A 16,100-nucleotide genomic window follows, 5' to 3' on the forward strand; every position below is an offset into this window, starting at 1 on the left:
AAACGAAGGAGAACCCCATGCCCATCGCCGAGATCGCCGAGATCACCGACATCGACACCCTGATCGACGAGCTGGAGGAGCGCGTCACCACGGCCGACTCCGGCGCCGAGAACCTGGCCAGCACCGTGGGCATCTGCACGTTCCTCGCCTGCACCGCCATCCTCGGCATCTGTGCCTGATCCGATCCGGACCGACCGAGTCGCCCGGCCGCTATGACCGGGCGGCTCACCGCGCCCCCCTTTGTTTTCGGAGCACCCATGCCGCGCCCCCCGACCCCTCCGGACCTCCGGCAGCCCCTCGGGCGGGCCGTCGGACTCCTCCACGGTTTCACCGCGGGCTCCGCCGTCGCCTGCGACCCCGGAATCCCCGTCCTCGCCGCACTCGTCGCCACCGGCGACACCGGGACCGACACCGGGGCCGGATCCGGAAGCGCGGCATCGGCCGCGCGCCGCGCCGTGGCCACCTGGGTCACGACCATCGGCCGCGGCCCCAACCACCATGCGCTGTACGACTCCGGACTCGCCGGAACCCTCGTCGGACTGCACCACGCGGCCGCCCTCCACCCCCCGCTGCTGCGCCTCGCGGACCGGCTCCGCGGCCATCTCCTCGCCACCGCGGGACAGCGCCCCTGGCGTACCGAGCAGGTCGCCCTCCCGGACTACGACCTCATCAGCGGCCCTTCGGGAACCCTGCTCGCCCTGTATGCCGCCCCCGCCCCCGCCGATCCGGCGCCGCTCGTCGACCACCTCGTGGGGCTCTGCGACTCCGCCGCTCTGCCCCGGCTCCGTACCGGCCCCTACGAGAACGACCCCGACCTGCACTGGCTGCACGGCCGGATCAACACCGGTACGGGCCACGGCGTCGCCGGGCTGACCATGGCCCTGACCGCCGCCGTCCGCCGGACCGGCCCCGAACCGCACCTCGTCCGCGCCCTGCGCCGTACCGTCGACTGGCTGGTCCGGCAGTCCTTCACCGACGACCGCTCCGTCCGGAGCTGGGCCGCGGCCGGACACGACGGCACCCCGCCCGCCCCCGGCCCCTGCCCCCGGCAGGCCTGGTGCTACGGCAACCCCGGTGTCGCCTGGGCCCTGTGGGACGCCGCCGACGCCCTCGGCGACGAGCGGACCGCCGCCTGGGCGGCGACTGCCTTCACCACCCTCGCCGACGCCTACGACCCGGACTACCACCTCTACGGCGAGCTGCCCGCCGACCGCCTCGGGATCTGCCATGGCGCGGCCGGTGTCCTCGCCGTCGCCGATGCCTTCGCCCGGCACGCCCACCTCCCCGCGGCCGCCGCTCTGCGCACGGAGCTGCTGCGCCATCTGGAGGCACGGCTGCCCGAACTCGACGAGCCGAGCTGGCACCCCGGACTCCTCGGCGGTACGACGGGGGTTCTGGCCGCCCTGCTGACGGCGGGCCACGGGGCGTCGCGGTCCTGGCTGACCTGCCTCGGACTGCGGTAGGCCGGCCCTCCGCACCGTGCGTCCGGGCTCAGCGGCCCACCGGATCCCCGTCGGCGCCGTCGCCGGGGGCGGTCAGGGCGAGCAGACCGCCCTCGTCCAGCGGGCCGGGGACGGTCAGGGTGCGGACGAGCGCGCCCGCGGCCGCGTCGATCAGATGGATCTCCCCGTGGCCGCCCCGGGTGACGGCGATCAGGTCGTGGCCCGGTGAAGCGGCCACGGCCCGCCGCTGCACCCCGTCCCAGGGGGCCGAACCCGGGCGCGGGGCACCGGACATCGGGGGCAGCGGGACGCGGGCGGTGATGCGGCCGGTGTCCGGTCGGAGCACGATCAGTTCGTCGCCGTCCGGATGGATCCGGGCGAACGCGAGATACCGGGCGGCGACGGCGAAGCGGAACACCAGACCCGGGCCGAGCGGGATCCGGCCGGTACGGTCCGAATCCAACCCGTACCACCAGGCGCAGTTGGTCCACTCGGGCCACCGCTCGGGGTCACCGGGCCCGCCCCGGACCGTCGACCACAGGGTCCGCCGCACCGGGTCCAGCCGCAGATAGTAGCCGCGGCCCGCACCGCCCCAGGGCAGCGGGGCCTCCGGAACCAGGGCGTCGCCCGTCCGGCGCGCCCGGTGCACGCCCTGCCCGGTGGCCGCGAACAGCAGGCCCGAGAGCGGGTCGTACGCATCGCCGTGCCCGTCGTCCGGCAGCGGCAGACCGTACCGCGGTGCCATGGGCGGGCACGACGGGGGCGCCGTCTCCAGCGCGGCCCAGGGATACACCGCCAGCGCCCCCGGTTCGCGCTGCCGCAGCACCACCCAGGTGTCGCCGGGGTCCGCGCCGTCGGGCGGGGGCACCAGAACGACCCCCGGTTCGCCGGTCCTGGTCCGTACCCGCACCGCGCGCGGCCCGCCGTCCGCGCCGAGGTCGACGGCGGTCAGCAGGTCGCTCCAGGGTTCCTCGTTGCGGCCGAGACCGGTGGTCACCGCGATCCGCAGCCCGGCGGGATCGGCGGCCAGATGTTCCGCCGGTACGGCCACGGGCGCGGTCGCCGTGACGAGCGGGCCGCCGCGGTCCGGGCGATGGGGGTCGAGGACGACCAGTTCGCCCGCCCGGTCGTCGACGAAGGCGGTACGGCCTCCGGGCAGCGCGAGGAATCCGGCGTGCTCGGCGGGGTGGCGGCCGGGCAGGAACGCCGTCTCCCGGCCGTCGGACGGGTCGAACACCCGTAGACCACCGGCCACATGGTCGGCGACGAGGAGACGGGGCGATGCGGACGGGGCGGACGACACGGGCGACACAAGCGACTCCTGAGGGCGGGGAACCGAGCATTACTGAAAATGATTATCATGTGGCTCGTATCGTGCGTCGCGGAAGGCGGCGTGCGCAAGTGGTTCCGGACGGCCGGATCGACGCGGCCGGACGGATCCGAAAACGGATATAGGGGAGGAATTATGAAAATGCGAACGAGGGTCTGCGTGGTGCGCAGGCTGGTCGCCGCCGCCCTGGCGGGCACCCTGCTGGCGGGATGCGGCACGGCCGCGAACGACGGCGACGCGGCGGGGGAGAAGGGCGAGGCGACGGACATACGGGTGGCGCCCATCGCCCCCGCGCGGACCGTCACCGACGGCAAGGGGGTACGCATCACCACCGCGAAGCCGCCCGAACGCATCGTCTGCCTGGTCGCGCTCTGCGACGACATGCTCGTCGAACTGGGCCTCGCGCCCGTCGCCACCAACTCCGCGCTCCTCGCCCACCCCCGCTTCCTCGGGAAGGCGCGGGCGGAGCGGATCCCGCAGATCCCGGGCGGCTTCCTCAGCCCGGAGACCGAAGCCGTGCTCTCCCACCGGCCCGATCTGGTGATCGGCCTCGCCGACACCCACGGCAGGCTTGCGCCCGCGCTCCAGGGCGCCACCGTCTTCTGGCCCGTCCAGCCCGGCGACTGGCGGGACAGCATCCGCCATCTGCGCGAGCTGGCCGCGCTCACCGGCCGTACCGAACAGGGCGAACAGGCCGAGCGGCGGTTCCGGGAGAAGCTCGCCCGCGCGGAGAACAACCCCAGCGAGCGGACCAGCCTGATCGTCTTCGGCAGCGACGAGAACTTCGGCGTCGCCACCCCCGGAACCGACGTCACCGCCGGACTCTTCCCCAAACTGTCGCACTACCCGTGGCAGAGCCGCGGCGCGCAGGGCAGTTACAGCCTGGAGGAGATCCTCGCCCGCGAAGTCGACGTCCTGTTCGTCGAAACCCTCTCCTTCGGCGGGGCGCAGGACGGCACCCTGTCGCGGAAACTGGCCAAGAACCCGCTCTGGTCCCGGATCCCGGCCGTCCGGGAAGGACGGGTGTACGAGGTCGACGCCGAGGTCTGGGCCAAGGGCCGCGGCACCCGGTCGCTGGGCATCGTGATCGACGAGGCCACGGCGAAGCTGCGGTGAGCGGGCGGACCGTCCTCGCGGCGGGCGCGCTGACGGCGGCGGTGTGCGGCGGGCTCGCCCTCGGCACCCCGCCGGTGCCCCCGGCGGAGTTCGCCGACGCGTTCGTGGTCACCGAACTCCGGCTGCCCCGGCTGGTGCTGGCCCTGATCGCCGGCGCCTGCCTGGGCGCCGCCGGGCTCGTGCTCCAGGAGGCGCTGCGCAATCCGCTGGCCGTCCCGGAACTCCTCGGCGTCTCCTCCGGGGCGGCCCTCGCGGTCGCCGGGCCGCTCGTCCTCGCCGTCTCCGTACCCCTCGCGGTGCAACCCTTCCTCGCGATCGGCGGCGCTGCGGCGGGCGGGGCGCTCACCCTGCTCGCCGCGGGGGCCGCCCGCGGCCCCTCCGCCGTCCTGCTCTGCGGAGCGGCCGTCGCCGCCGGGCTCCAGTCGGCGCTGCTGGTCCTGATGGTCCTCGCCGACCAGCTCGACCTCCAGCTGATCCACCGCTATCTCCTCGGCAGCCTCTCGGCCCGTACCTGGGACGATGTCACCGAGCTGACGCCGTGGCTGGTGGCGGCCGTACCGGCGCTGGTGCTGTGCGCGCCGGTGCTGTCGGTGCTGAGGCTCGGCGACGACGACGCCCGGGCCCTCGGGGTGCGGGTGAACCGTGCCCGGACGGCCGCGCTCGCCGTCGCGGTCGTGCTGATCGCCCCCGTGGTCGCGGTCTGCGGCCCGGTGGCCTGGGTCGGTTTCCTCGCCCCGCAGCTGGCGCGCAGGCTGGCGCCCGGGAAGGACGCCGTGGGGTGGCTGCCCTGGTCCGCGGTCTGGGGTGCGCTCATCGTGGCCTGGGCGGATCTGCCCGCCCGGCTCGCCCTCGCGCCCGTCGAGACACCGGTGGGCGCGTGGACCGCGCTGCTGGGGGTCCCCGCGGGCGTACTCCTGCTCAAAAGGCCTCCGGTGACAGGCCGTTCGAAGGGGCCGCGCACCGGCCCCCGGGGGCCCGAGGTGTCCGCCGGCAGGCACGGCCCCCACGGAATGCCCCCGAGCCGCCGCGGAGGTGCCGAATGAGACGTCTGCTGCTGCTCCTCGTGCTGGTGGTGGCCGCCGGATGCGCCGGAATGACCGCCGGGCGGGCCCTCGGACCCGCCGGGGTCTGGGAGGTGCTCATGGGCGGCGGCTCCCCCCTCGACCGGCATATCGTCCTCGAACTGCGGCTGCCGCGCACCCTGGTGGCGCTCACCGCGGGTGCTTGTCTCGGGGTCGCGGGCATCGTGCTCCAGTCCGCGCTGGCCAATCCGCTCGCCGGACCCGAGGTGACCGGCGTCGCCCCGGGCGCGGTCCTCGGGGCGGTCGTCGCCTCGGGCGCCGGGCTCGCCGGCTGGCAGTCGCCCGGGGCCGTGGTGGTCGCGGCCGTCATCGGCGGCTTCGCGGGAGCGGGGCTGCTGTGGCTGCTCACCGGCCGGGAACGCGCCGACCCCTTCGGCGCCGTCGTCTACGGGGTCCTGGTCTCGGCCGTCCTGTCCGGGGCGACCGCCATGGTCCTCCTGGCCGCCCCCGGCGAACTGGGCAGCGTCGTCCAGTGGCTGGTCGGCTCCACCGAGGGCCGGGTCCACGACCACTGGAACCTGCTGTGGCCCTGGGCGCTGTGCTGGCTGCTCGCCGCCTGGGCCCTGGCCGCGCCGCTGACCCTGCTGCGCTGCGGCGACGACGAGGCCGCCGCCCGCGGACTGGCCACCGGACGTCTCCGGCTCGCCGCCCTCGCCTGCGCCGTCGCCCTGACCGCCGGGGCGGTGGCCACCGTCGGCGCCCTCGGCTTCGTCGGACTGCTCGTACCGCACCTCGCGTTCGCGCTGTACGGAGCCGACCTGCGCACCGCCCTGCCGGGCGCGGCGCTCACCGGGGCGGCGGTGGTCGGCGGAGCGGACGCCGCGGCCCAGGCGCTGTCCCGGCTGCTGACCGGCGTCCTGGACGCCGACCGGCTGAGCGTCCCGACCGGGGCGCTGACCACCTGCGCGGGCGCGGCACTGCTGCTGATCGTGGCCCGCCGTATCCGTGAGGAGGAGACACCGGCATGACGGAAACCGGGCGGAAACGGGGGCCGGGCGGGATGACCGCGGCGAACCGCGAAGACGGGAAGGCGCCGGATTCGCCGGAGGTCCGGGCCGCCGCGGACGGCGGTCCGGTGGTGGTCCGGGCGGAGGGTGTCCACTTCGGCTACCCCGGACGGGAGGTCCTCCGCGGGGTCGAACTGTCCGTACGCGATGGCGAGTCCGTCGCCCTGATCGGCCTGAACGGCTGCGGAAAGAGCACCCTGCTCCGGCTCTGCGCCGGGCTGCTGCGCCCGTCGCGGGGCCGGATCCGGCTCGACGGCGACGACGTCGCCCGGCTGGCCCGCCGGGACGCGGCCCGCAAGGCCGCCCTGCTCCACCAGTCCGCCCCGCCCGCAGCCGGGATGACGGTACGTCAACTGGTGTGCCAGGGGCGGTACGCCGCCCGGGGACCGCTCGGCATGCTGCGCGGCGGCGACGACGCGGTCAGCGCGCGGGCGATGGCCGACGTCGGGGTCGCGGAATGGGCGGACCGGCCGGTCGCCTCCCTCTCCGGAGGGGAGCGCCAGCGGGTCCGGCTGGCGATGGCGCTGGCCCAGGACACCCGGGTCCTCCTGCTCGACGAACCCACCACCTTCCTGGACCTGCGCCATCAGCTCGATGTGCTGGCGACGGTGGACCGGCTGCGCCGCGAACGCGGCCTGACGGTGCTGATGGTCCTGCACGACCTGGGCCAGGCGGCCCGGTTCGCCGACCGGATCGTCGCTCTGAAGGACGGTGTGGTGGCCGCGGACGGTCCGCCCCGGGAGGTCGTCACACCCCAACTGCTCGCCGGGGTGCTGGGGGTGGCCGGGCGGGTCGGCGCCGATCCCGAAGGCGGCTGGCCCGTCTGTTACCCGGATCACCCCGTGCCGATCACCGAAGGCATTGCGGAATGAAAATCATATTCATTAAGGTGGGGGTGTGTTCGCGACCGCGGGCACATCCGCAGGACGAAAGGAATCCACGCCGTGGACCAGCACAAGGTGTTCGCCCCGATCGCCGACCCCGCCCAGCTCGCGCACCTGTCGGCGAGCCACTGCAACGCGCTCGTCGAGAACCCGTTCGACGATGCGGCTGCTGCGGACGTCGAGGCCGACGCCGGCGAGTGACGCTCGCCGCATGACCGCATGACCGCATGACCGCATGACCGGACGGCTGCCGGGCGTCGCCTCCCCGAGTGCGCCCGGCGCCGTCCGCCCTCCCCGTCCGGGGAATCGCAGGGCACTCCCCGGGCCCGGCGGCCCGGCGGGACCCCCGCCGCGTTGCCGGACCACGCACGTACGACCACGCCCAGCCGCAGGGCCGGGGGGCCGCCCGGCGGCAGACCTCTCCGGTCACAGCACCGGCCGGGCCCGGAGACCGCCCGGACCGGACCCGGCCGGGGGGCTCCGGAGGGAAGTCCCGGCGGTTCCCGGCCCCGGGGGCCGAGGACCGATCCACAGAATCAGCGCCAAGTCGCCCAGCACATGGCCGAGCCGAGGAGCCCGATCGTGAACACCCCCCGCCTCAAACCCGGGACCGCCCTGGTCGCCGTGCCCGGCAGGGGGCTGGCCCTGCGCACCCCCGACGGCACCTTCCTCCGGGTCGACACCGCGGACGTCCCCGAGGAGGATCTCCTGCGCCTGTTCGGCGGCGGGCCCCTCGCGACGCCCGAGCCGCCGCCCGCTGCCGGGCCGGTCCCGCTACCGGACGCCGCCCCGGCGACCCGTACCGCACCGACCGCCACGGAGCCGGAGCACACACCCGCTTCTGACCGGCTGCTCGCCGCCTTCGAGGACGCCGGATACGCGACCCGGGACCCGGCCCCCGCGGGCGACCGCCCGCTCACCGGAACCACCCTCCTCCTCCTGGGCGATCCGGTGCTGACCCGGCCCGTGGCCCGGCTCGTCCGCGCGGCCGGTGCCGAACCGGTGCCCACCGCCGCGGACGACCTCCCCACCCGCGCCGTCGCCGGAGCCCGTACCGCCGTCGTCTGGTGCCTCGACCGACCGGTACCCCCGGGGCTGTGGGACCGTGCCGACCGGCTCTCCCGCGACGGCGTGCTCTGGGCGCGCTGCCACCGCGAGGGCGCCGAAGCCTGGCTGGAACCCCCCGCCTCCGGACCGTACGGAACCACCTCCGCGGACATCCGGCTGCGCCGGCTCGCCGCCACCCCCGCCCACCGCGAACTCGCCGCCTACTGGGCCGGATCGCGGACCCCCGACAACGGACCCCGGCACACCGAGGCCTCCGCCGCCTGCACGGCCGCCCTGCTCGTCCACGACCTCGTGACCCGGCTCCGGCTCGGCCCCGACCGGACACCTCCGGTACTGCGCCGGATCGACCTGCGCGATCTGACCACGACCGCGCACCCCGTCCTCCCGGTCCCGGAGTGCGCCCCGCTCCCGGCCGGCCGGAACACCCCGTGACCCGGACCGTCCGGGTGCCCTCCGGCGGGGTGTTCCTCGCCACCGACGTCCACCTCCCGCCCCCCGGCCCCGCCGAACGCCCCTGCCCGGCCGTCCTCATCCGCACCCCCTACGGCCGCCGCGCCCACCGGCACGAAGCCCGCGCCTGGACCGCGCTCGGCTTCGCCGCCGTCGTCCAGGACGTCCGCGGACGGTACGGATCCGGCGGCGACTGGCGGCCCTACACCCACGAGGGCGCCGACGGCGCCGCGACCCTGCGGTGGATCCGCGGGCGCCGCTGGAGCAACGGACGCGTCGTCGCCGCCGGATCCTCCTACGCCGCCTACTGCGCCCTGGTCACCGCGGCCGGCGGCGGCTTCGGTGCGCCGCCCGACGGGGTCGTCGCCGCCGTACCCGCGCTCGGCACCGGAGAGACCGCCCGGGAACCCTCCGGCGCCGAACGCCTCCTCGGCCGGGCCGGCTGGTGGGCCGCGCACGGCGACCGCGCCGACTCCGACCCCGCCGCCCTCGACCGGCTGCTGTCGAAGGACCCCGGCCTCCTCGCGCATCTCCCCGTCGGGGACCTCCCAGCCCGCCTCGGGCGCGCCCTGCCCTCCTGGCCGGGCATCTGGCAGGCCCGCCGCACCGACCGCATCGTCCGGGACGCGCCCGCCGCGCGCACCCCCCTGCTCGCGATCGGCGGCACCCACGACCCCTTCGCCGCCGACACCGTCGCCCTCTGGCGCGCCTGGGGCGGCCCCGCCGGACTGCTCCTCGGCCCCTGGGGCCACCGGCTCGTCCGCGACCCCGGCCCCGGCGCCCGTCCCGAACACCGCGTCGACATCGGCGGACTCACCGCCGCCTGGGCCCGCGCCGTCTGCGAGGGCCGCCCGCCCGCGGGCCGAAGCGGCGCCGTAGCACTCGCCGGAACACCCCACTGGTTCCCGGCGGCCGCCCTCGTCGAGCCCACGGCCGCCCGCCGCTTCCCCCTGACCGCCGGACCGTTGCACACCACCCTGCTGTACGGCGCCGATTTCCGCGCCGACCCCGCCCGCCCCGTACGCTCCGACGAACTGCGCGCCGACCCGCCACGGACCCCGGACGAACCCGTGGACCGGGCGCTCTTCGTCACCGCGCCCCTGACCCGCGACACCGACCTCCTCGGCCCGGCCGCCGCCGAACTCCACGCCGCCGCCGACACCCCGGCCGCCGACTGGTTCGTCCGCCTCGTCGCCCTCGACCCGCGGGGCCGCGCCGAACCCCTCGCCCTCGGCACCGCCCGTACCGCCTGCCCGCCCGGCACCTGGTCCACCGTCACCGTGCCCCTCGGGCCCCTCGCCCGCCGACTGCCCGCGGGCACCCGGATCCGGATCGAAGCCGCCGGACACCACTTCCCCGCCCATGCCCGCAACCCCCACACCGGGGAGGACCCCGTCACCGCCGTCCGGCTCCTGCCCTCGCAGCGGACCCTGCGCCCCGGCGCCAGTGCCCTGCTGCTGCCCGTCGCCGAACTGCGCGGCTCCGACGCCGTACCGGACCTCTCCCAGGAGATACGCATATGACCAGCGCGACCGCCCCCGCACCGCTGCCGATCGGCCATCTCACCGACCCCGTCTGCGGAATCGTCCGCGACGTCCGGCCCGTACCGCACCCCGCCGGGGCCCCGCCCCGCTACACCGCCATGACGGCGGAGGTGTCCGACGCCCGCCGCTTCGGTGCCTGGCCCGCCGACCGGGTCTCCCTCGGCACCACCTTCGGCGACCCCGAGGGCGCCCGGATCGCGGCCGTCGCCGAGGCCGTGGAACGCTACTGCGGCAACCGGCTCCCGCCCCCCGGCCACCCCCGGGCGCCGCGCCGGGCCACCGCCGCCGGACTCACCGCCGAAGGGCACCGGGTGTACGGGACCGGCGAGGTGCCCGCCTACGCCGACTGGCAGTACGCCCGCCCCGGCTTCCCCTACCGGCCCCTCACCCCCGACACCCCCGCCCTCTGGACACGCGCCGACGAGAACGGGGAACCGTGCTGGGTGCCCGTCGCCCTCTCCCACCTCAACTGGCGGCAGGGCCCGCTGCGCGACCTGCCCCGCACCCACCACCTCAACTACGCGGGCATCGCCACCGGCCGGGGCCTCGACGACGCCGCCGAACGCGGCCTCCTCGAAACCGTCGAACGCGATGCCCTGGAACTCTGGTGGCATCTCGAAGGACCCACCCGCGGTATCGACCTCGACTCCGTACCCGGACTCGCCGCCGACCTCGCCGGCTGCGCCCTGGAGATCAGCGCCGTCGAACTGCCGTCCGAGTTCGCGCCCTGCGCCGCCGCACTCGTCCACGACCCCGCCCGGGGCCTGTACGCGGCCGGGTTCGCCTGCCGCTACGATCCGGCGGAAGCCGTCCGCAAGGCCGTACTCGAAGCCGTGCACACCTGGGTGTTCACCCAGGGGGCCACCGACCCCGACGGCTGGGTCTTCCGCGCCGTCGACGCCGGACTGCTCGCCCGCGGCCTCTACTTCGACCACCGCGCCGACCGGCGCTATCTCGACGACTGCGGCGACGATTTCGCCGCGGTACGGGACCTCGGCGCACAGGTGCAGGTGTGGCTCGACCCGCGCACCGCGCCCCTCGCCCGCCGGTTCACCCGGCCCGCCCTCGGCACCGTCCCCGTCACCGATATCCCCGCCGGCGACCCGGGCCGGCTCCGCGCCGCGCTGGCGGAGCGCGGACACCGCGTCCTCACCGTCGACCTGACCACGGAGGACGTCGCCCGCACCGAACTGCGGGTCGCCCGCACCCTGGTCACCGGGCTGATCCCGAACGCCCCCGCCGCCTTCGCCTACTTCGGCAGCCCCCGGTTCGCCACGGCCGCCGTCGAACGCGGCTGGCGCGCCGAACCGCCCACCCGCGCCTCCCACTTCACGCTCGTTCCGCCGCCCCACATGTGAGGAACACCCCGATGCAGGCTGTACTGACGGCCGGCCTTCCGGCTGCACGGGCCCGGCCGACCGCGCCCGGCGCGGGTTCTTCGGGGGCGCCCCGGACGATGGTGCCGACCGTGACCGCCGCCCTCGCCCTGGCCCGTTCGACCCGGGTGCCCGGCCCCGATCTGCCGTACTGGCCCGTCGCGCCGCACCGGCGGGACCGGGGGCTGCCCGTGCCCGCGGCACTGGACCCGCTGCTGCGGAACTCCGTCGCGGGCGGCCGGTTCCGGCCCGCCCCCTCCGCCGGGGCGCTGCACCCCGTCTCCGTACGGCTGCTCGCCGGACCCGGCGCCGGACTGCCCACCGGACAGTACGCCTACGAACCCGGCACCCACCGGCTCCATCCCCTCGGACCCCCGTCGGCGCCCGTGGCCCGCGGCGCCTTCGCCGTACTGGAGATCGCCCCCGAGCGGACCGTCTCCCACTACCGGCACCGGGCCTGGCCGCTGACGCTGCTGGACACCGGGCACACCGTGGCCGCCCTGGTGGCCGCCGGAGCCGGGGCCTACTGCCTCGACCTCGCGGCCGGAGCCGTACCCCCGCCCCCGCGGGGCCGTACCCACGGCATACCGCTGGCCGTCGTCCGGCTCACCCCCGACGGCGAACTCGGCGGCGGGCCCGCGGCCCTCACGGACCGGGAGACGGCGGCCCCCCACCCCGATATCGCCGGGGCGCGCGGAGTCCTGCGGCTGCTCGCGGCCGCGGGAGACCGGCACGGCACCTGGTACACCGCACGGAGGTCCGCGCACCCGGGCACCGTCCGGGCCCGGCGCAGCGCCGAACCCGCCGCCCTCGCCACCGGCCGGCCGCCCTCCCCGGAGCAGCTGCTGCGGGTACTGGCCGCCGCCCGGGGCGCGGCACCCGACGGGCCCGCGTGGTGGCTGGCCGTGGGCGGCGACCACCCCGCACTCCTGACCGGAGCCGGGGCCCGGAGCCGGGCCGGAACGGGAAGCGGTCTGCGAACGGAGGCCGTGGGACCCGTCCTCGACACCCTCGCCCACTGGGCCGCGGGCCAGGGCTGGATCGCCCGCACCGGAGCCGTCCTCCTCGCCGTCGGCTGCCCGTCGACCGCCGACCCCGCCCGGATCCGCCGCGACCATCTCCGCGCCGGATACGGCATCGGACACGCCCAGCTCGCGGCCACCGCTGCCGGACTGCCCGCCCGGCCCGTCGGCTCCTGGCAGAACGCCGACCTCGGCGCCGCACTCGGCGCACCCCCGGGCCACCGGTGGATCGTGCACGGCCTGGCGTTCACCGCCCCCTGACGTGAGAGGAGACCGATCCCGCATGATGCTCCACCCCGAACTGCTGCGCGCCGCCCGCCCCGCGCGCCGCCCCCTCGCCCTGGCCACCGCGCTCCTCGCCGCCGTCGCCGCCACCCACACCGCCCAGGCCGTCCTGCTCGCCCTCGCCCTCGCCGCCGTCGCCCGCGGCGACACCGGACCCCTGCCCGCCCTGCTCGCGGCCGTCGGCGGGGCCGCACTCCTGCGCGCACTGCTCACCCCCTGGCAGCGCCGGACCGCCGTCACCGCCGGAGCCTCCGTACGGACCGGACTGCGGGACCTGCTGCTGACCCGGCTCGGCGGCACCGGACCGGTCCGCGGCACCGGGGAACGCGCCGGTGCCCTGCGAGCCGTCCTCGTCGACGGCGTCGAGGGCGCCGACGCCTACCTGTCCCGCTACCTGCCCCAGCTCGCCGTCACCTGCGCCCTGCCGCCCCTGCTGCTGGCCGCCGTCGCCGCCGTCGAACCGCGGGCGGTGGCCGTACTCGCGCCCGCCCTCGTCCTCGCCCTGCTGGCCCCCCGCTGGTGGGACCAGCTGCTGGCCCGCCGCGGACAGCAGCACTGGGGGGCCTACGAGGCCCTCGCCGCCGACTATCTGGAGGCCCTCCAGGGCATGGCACCGCTCCGTGCCGCCGGGGCCACCGGCCGCACCCGCGCCCGCCTCGCCGCCCACTCCGACCGGCTCCACCGGGCCACCGTCGCCAAACTCCGGGTCTCCCTCGTCGACACCGGCATCACCGACCTCGCCGTCCAGGGCGGCACCGTCGCCGCCGTCCTGGTCGCCTGCTGGTCGGCCGGCTCCGGCACCGCGGCCCCCGCCGAGACGTATCTGCTGCTGATGCTGGTCTCCGAATGCTTCCGGCCGGTACGCGACCTGGCCCGCGAATGGCACTCCGGATACCTCGGGATGTCCGCAGCCGACGGCATCGCCCGGCTCAGGACCGCCACCGGAGGCGTACCCGACACCGGCACCCGCGACCGGCCCTGGACCACCGCGCCCGCGCTCCGCTTCGACGCCGTCCGCTTCACCCACCCGGGGGCCGCCGCACCCGCACTCGACGGCGTCTCCTTCACCGCGCCCGCCGGACGGACCACCGCGATCGTCGGACCCTCAGGGGCCGGCAAGACCACCCTCCTCGGCCTGCTGCTGCGCCACGCCGACCCGGACGGCGGCCGGGTACTCGCCGACGGCGAACCCCTCACCGCTTACAGCCTCGCCGCGCTGCGCCGCGGGATCGCCGTCGTCTCCCAGGAGACGTACCTCTTCCCCGCCTCGGTCGCGGAGAACCTGCGCCTGGCCCGCCCCGGCGCCGGCGACGCCGAACTCCGCACCGCCACCCGGGCGGCGGGCATCCACGACGAGATCCTCGCCCTGCCGCACGGCTACGCGACCCCCGTCGGCGAACGGGGCGCCGCCCTCTCCGGAGGCCAGCGGCAGCGCATCGCCCTGGCCCGCGCCCTGCTCGCCGACGCCCCCGTCCTCGTCCTCGACGAGGCGACCAGCGCCGTCGGTGAACACGCCGAGGCCGGAATCGTCCGCGCCCTGGCGACCGCCGCACAGGGACGCACCTGCATCGTCGTCGCCCACCGGCTGGCATCGGTCCGGCATGCGGACCGGATCGTCGTCCTCGACGGGGGCCGGGTCGACGCCGTCGGCGACCACGGGACGCTGCTCGCGGCGGACGGCCTCTACGCACGCCTGGCGGGCGCCGCGACCGCGCACGCCGGGGAACCGGCCGGAAGGAGCGCACGATGACCCGGACCACCACCGAGACACCCGAACGCGGCGCGCTGCGGGCCCTGCTGCCCGTCCTCCTCGCCCACCGGGCCACCACCGTCCGCACCTTCGCCGCCGCGCTCCTCTCGCAGTCCGCGCTCGTCGCCCTGGTCGCCCTCGCCGCCCACACCGTGGGCGCCGCCGTCACCGAAGGCACCGCGCCGGACGCCGGGACGCTCCTGGCCCTGGCCGGTCTCGTCGTCCTGCGGGCGGTCGTCACCTGGTGGGAGATGGACCTCTCCCACGATCTCGCCTACCGCGTCCTCGCCGAACTGCGGATCCGGGTCTTCGACGGGCTCGCCCGCAGCGCGCCCGCCCGGGTCGAAGGCCGGGAGAGCGGAGATCTCGCCTCGGCCGCGCTCTCGGACGTGGAGGCACTGGAGTTCTTCTACGCCCACGCCGTGGCCCAGCTCGCCGCCTCCGCAGCGGTGTTCGGAACGGGAGCCGTCGTCCTCGGGGGAGTCGAACCGGGACTGCTGCCACCCGTCCTGCTCGCCGCCGGACTGCTGGTCCTGCTGCCGCTGCTGGACGGACGCTCCCGGGCCCGCCGCGCCGCCCGGACCCGGCAGGCGGCCGCCCGGCTCTCCGCCCGTACCGTCGAAACCGTCGACGGGCTGCCCGAACTCCTCGCCTTCGGCGCCCTGGACCGCAGCCGGGAACGGCTCCGGGCCGACGGCCGCGAACTGGGCGCCGCCCAGCGCGCCGAACAGACCTGGGAGGCCGGATCGGCGGCGGCCCGCGATCTGCTGGTGACCGGTGCCGTCGTGGGCGTCGTCGCCGTCGCCGGACACCAGATCGGCGGCGCCTGGGCCCCGGCGGCCCTCGCCCTCGCCCTCGGCGTCCTCGCGCCCGTCGCCGACGCGACGGCAGCCGCCGGACAGTCGAGCGGACTGCGGGCCGCGGCCGCCCGGGTCCGGGCCGCTGTCCATGCCCCGGCGCTCGCCCCGCCGCCCGCCCGGCCCCGCCCGATCCCGGACGGACCGCTGGCGGTACGGTTCCGGTCCGTCCGCGCCGACTACGGCGGCGATCCCGTCCTCACCGGACTCGATCTGGACGTGCCCGCCGGGACCCGGCTCGCGCTCACCGGCGTCTCCGGCGCCGGGAAGTCGACCTGCGCCCACCTCCTGGCCCGCTTCTGGGATCCGGCGCACGGCGGCGTCGAACTCGTCGGCACCGACGGCACGGCCGTCGACCTGCGCGATATCGAGGACGCCGGACTGCGGCGCACGGTCGCCGTCGTCGGCCAGGACACCCCCCTCTTCCACGGCACGCTCGCGGACAATCTGCGGCTGGCCGCGCCCGCCGCCGGGGACGGCGAGGTCCGCGCTATCGCCCGCGCCACCGGCGTCGACCGGATCGCCGCCGCTCTCCCCGACGGCTACGAGAGCCTCGTCGGTGAACGGGGCACCAGCCTCTCCGGCGGCCAGCGGGCCCGCATCGCCCTGGCCCGCGCCCTGCTGACCGGCCCGAGGGTGCTCGTCCTGGACGAGACCACGGCCCGGCTCGACGGGGTCGGCGACGCGGAGGTCCTCGACGCCCTGCCGCGCTGCACCGTGCTGCTGATCGCCCACCGCCCGGCGACGATCCGCCGGGCGGACCGGATCGCCGTCCTCGACGGCGGCCGGATCGTCCAGCAGGGCACCTGGGAGGAGCTGACGGCGGCCCCGGGCCCGTTCACCAGGATCACGGCCCGGGACTGAACCGGCCTGTGCAGGACCCGGCC

Annotated in this window: 13 protein-coding genes and 1 pseudogene; 13 read left to right on the forward strand and 1 reads right to left on the reverse strand. The window is 76.6% G+C overall.

The annotated features are described in order from the left end of the window. The first annotated feature begins 17 nt into the window (after nt 1-17). A complete protein-coding gene (locus tag ACIQ9E_RS26980) occupies nt 18-179 on the forward strand; it encodes a hypothetical protein (protein ID WP_403711320.1) in 162 nt (53 codons plus the stop codon). 78 nt (nt 180-257) lie between these two features. Beyond that, the gene (locus tag ACIQ9E_RS26985) at nt 258-1,463 is read left to right on the forward strand and encodes a lanthionine synthetase LanC family protein (RefSeq protein WP_403711322.1); all 1,206 of its coding nucleotides are present in this window, start codon (nt 258-260) and stop codon (nt 1,461-1,463) included. A 28-nt stretch (nt 1,464-1,491) separates the two neighbouring features. On the opposite strand, the gene ACIQ9E_RS26990 is transcribed toward ACIQ9E_RS26985, so the two are convergent. Continuing rightward, nucleotides 1,492-2,745, reverse strand: coding sequence for a hypothetical protein (locus ACIQ9E_RS26990; RefSeq protein ID WP_403711567.1), 1,254 nt, complete (start codon nt 2,743-2,745; stop codon nt 1,492-1,494). Nucleotides 2,746-2,913: 168 nt separating this feature from the next. Here ACIQ9E_RS26990 and ACIQ9E_RS26995 point away from each other — a divergent pair, with 168 nt between their 5' ends. From ACIQ9E_RS26995 to ACIQ9E_RS27045, 11 genes and pseudogenes are all read left to right on the forward strand, one after another. Then, entirely contained in the window at nt 2,914-3,888 is a 975-nt protein-coding gene (locus ACIQ9E_RS26995) for an ABC transporter substrate-binding protein (RefSeq protein ID WP_403711324.1), read from the forward strand. Next, on the forward strand, nt 3,885-4,931 hold the full coding sequence (locus ACIQ9E_RS27000) for a FecCD family ABC transporter permease (protein WP_403711326.1): 1,047 nt from the start codon (nt 3,885-3,887) through the stop codon (nt 4,929-4,931). Before ACIQ9E_RS26995 ends, ACIQ9E_RS27000 begins: the two co-directional genes overlap by 4 nt. Next, on the forward strand, nt 4,928-5,938 hold the full coding sequence (locus tag ACIQ9E_RS27005) for a FecCD family ABC transporter permease (protein ID WP_403711328.1): 1,011 nt from the start codon (nt 4,928-4,930) through the stop codon (nt 5,936-5,938). The genes ACIQ9E_RS27000 and ACIQ9E_RS27005 overlap by 4 nt, the downstream gene beginning before the upstream one ends. A 107-nt stretch (nt 5,939-6,045) precedes the next feature. Then, a pseudogene (locus tag ACIQ9E_RS27010) lies at nt 6,046-6,865 on the forward strand (ABC transporter ATP-binding protein). A 56-nt stretch (nt 6,866-6,921) separates the two neighbouring features. After that, nucleotides 6,922-7,062 carry a streptamidine family RiPP gene (gene amiA / locus ACIQ9E_RS27015; RefSeq protein WP_006350673.1) on the forward strand — a complete coding sequence of 47 codons (141 nt, stop codon included), beginning with the start codon at nt 6,922-6,924 and terminating at the stop codon, nt 7,060-7,062. Nucleotides 7,063-7,443: 381 nt separating this feature from the next. Continuing rightward, nucleotides 7,444-8,361, forward strand: a complete 918-nt coding sequence (locus ACIQ9E_RS27020; RefSeq protein ID WP_403711330.1) for a hypothetical protein — start codon at nt 7,444-7,446, stop codon at nt 8,359-8,361. Continuing rightward, nucleotides 8,358-9,902, forward strand: coding sequence for a CocE/NonD family hydrolase (locus ACIQ9E_RS27025; protein ID WP_403711332.1), 1,545 nt, complete (start codon nt 8,358-8,360; stop codon nt 9,900-9,902). The genes ACIQ9E_RS27020 and ACIQ9E_RS27025 overlap by 4 nt, the downstream gene beginning before the upstream one ends. Further along, a complete protein-coding gene (locus ACIQ9E_RS27030) occupies nt 9,899-11,281 on the forward strand; it encodes a YcaO-like family protein (protein WP_403711334.1) in 1,383 nt (460 codons plus the stop codon). The genes ACIQ9E_RS27025 and ACIQ9E_RS27030 overlap by 4 nt, the downstream gene beginning before the upstream one ends. An 11-nt stretch (nt 11,282-11,292) precedes the next feature. Continuing rightward, nucleotides 11,293-12,582 (forward strand): nitroreductase, encoded by a 1,290-nt coding sequence (locus ACIQ9E_RS27035; RefSeq protein ID WP_403711336.1) that lies wholly within the window; start codon nt 11,293-11,295, stop codon nt 12,580-12,582. Nucleotides 12,583-12,604: 22 nt separating this feature from the next. Then, the gene (locus tag ACIQ9E_RS27040; protein WP_403711338.1) at nt 12,605-14,356 is read left to right on the forward strand and encodes an ABC transporter ATP-binding protein/permease; all 1,752 of its coding nucleotides are present in this window, start codon (nt 12,605-12,607) and stop codon (nt 14,354-14,356) included. After that, nucleotides 14,353-16,077: an ABC transporter ATP-binding protein gene (locus tag ACIQ9E_RS27045; RefSeq protein WP_403711340.1), complete on the forward strand. Its 1,725-nt coding sequence runs from the start codon at nt 14,353-14,355 to the stop codon at nt 16,075-16,077. Before ACIQ9E_RS27040 ends, ACIQ9E_RS27045 begins: the two co-directional genes overlap by 4 nt. Nucleotides 16,078-16,100 lie beyond the last annotated feature (23 nt).

Origin of the sequence: Streptomyces sp. NPDC094448 (assembly GCF_044763775.1) — a bacterium.
Classification (GTDB): Bacteria; Actinomycetota; Actinomycetes; order Streptomycetales; family Streptomycetaceae; genus Streptomyces.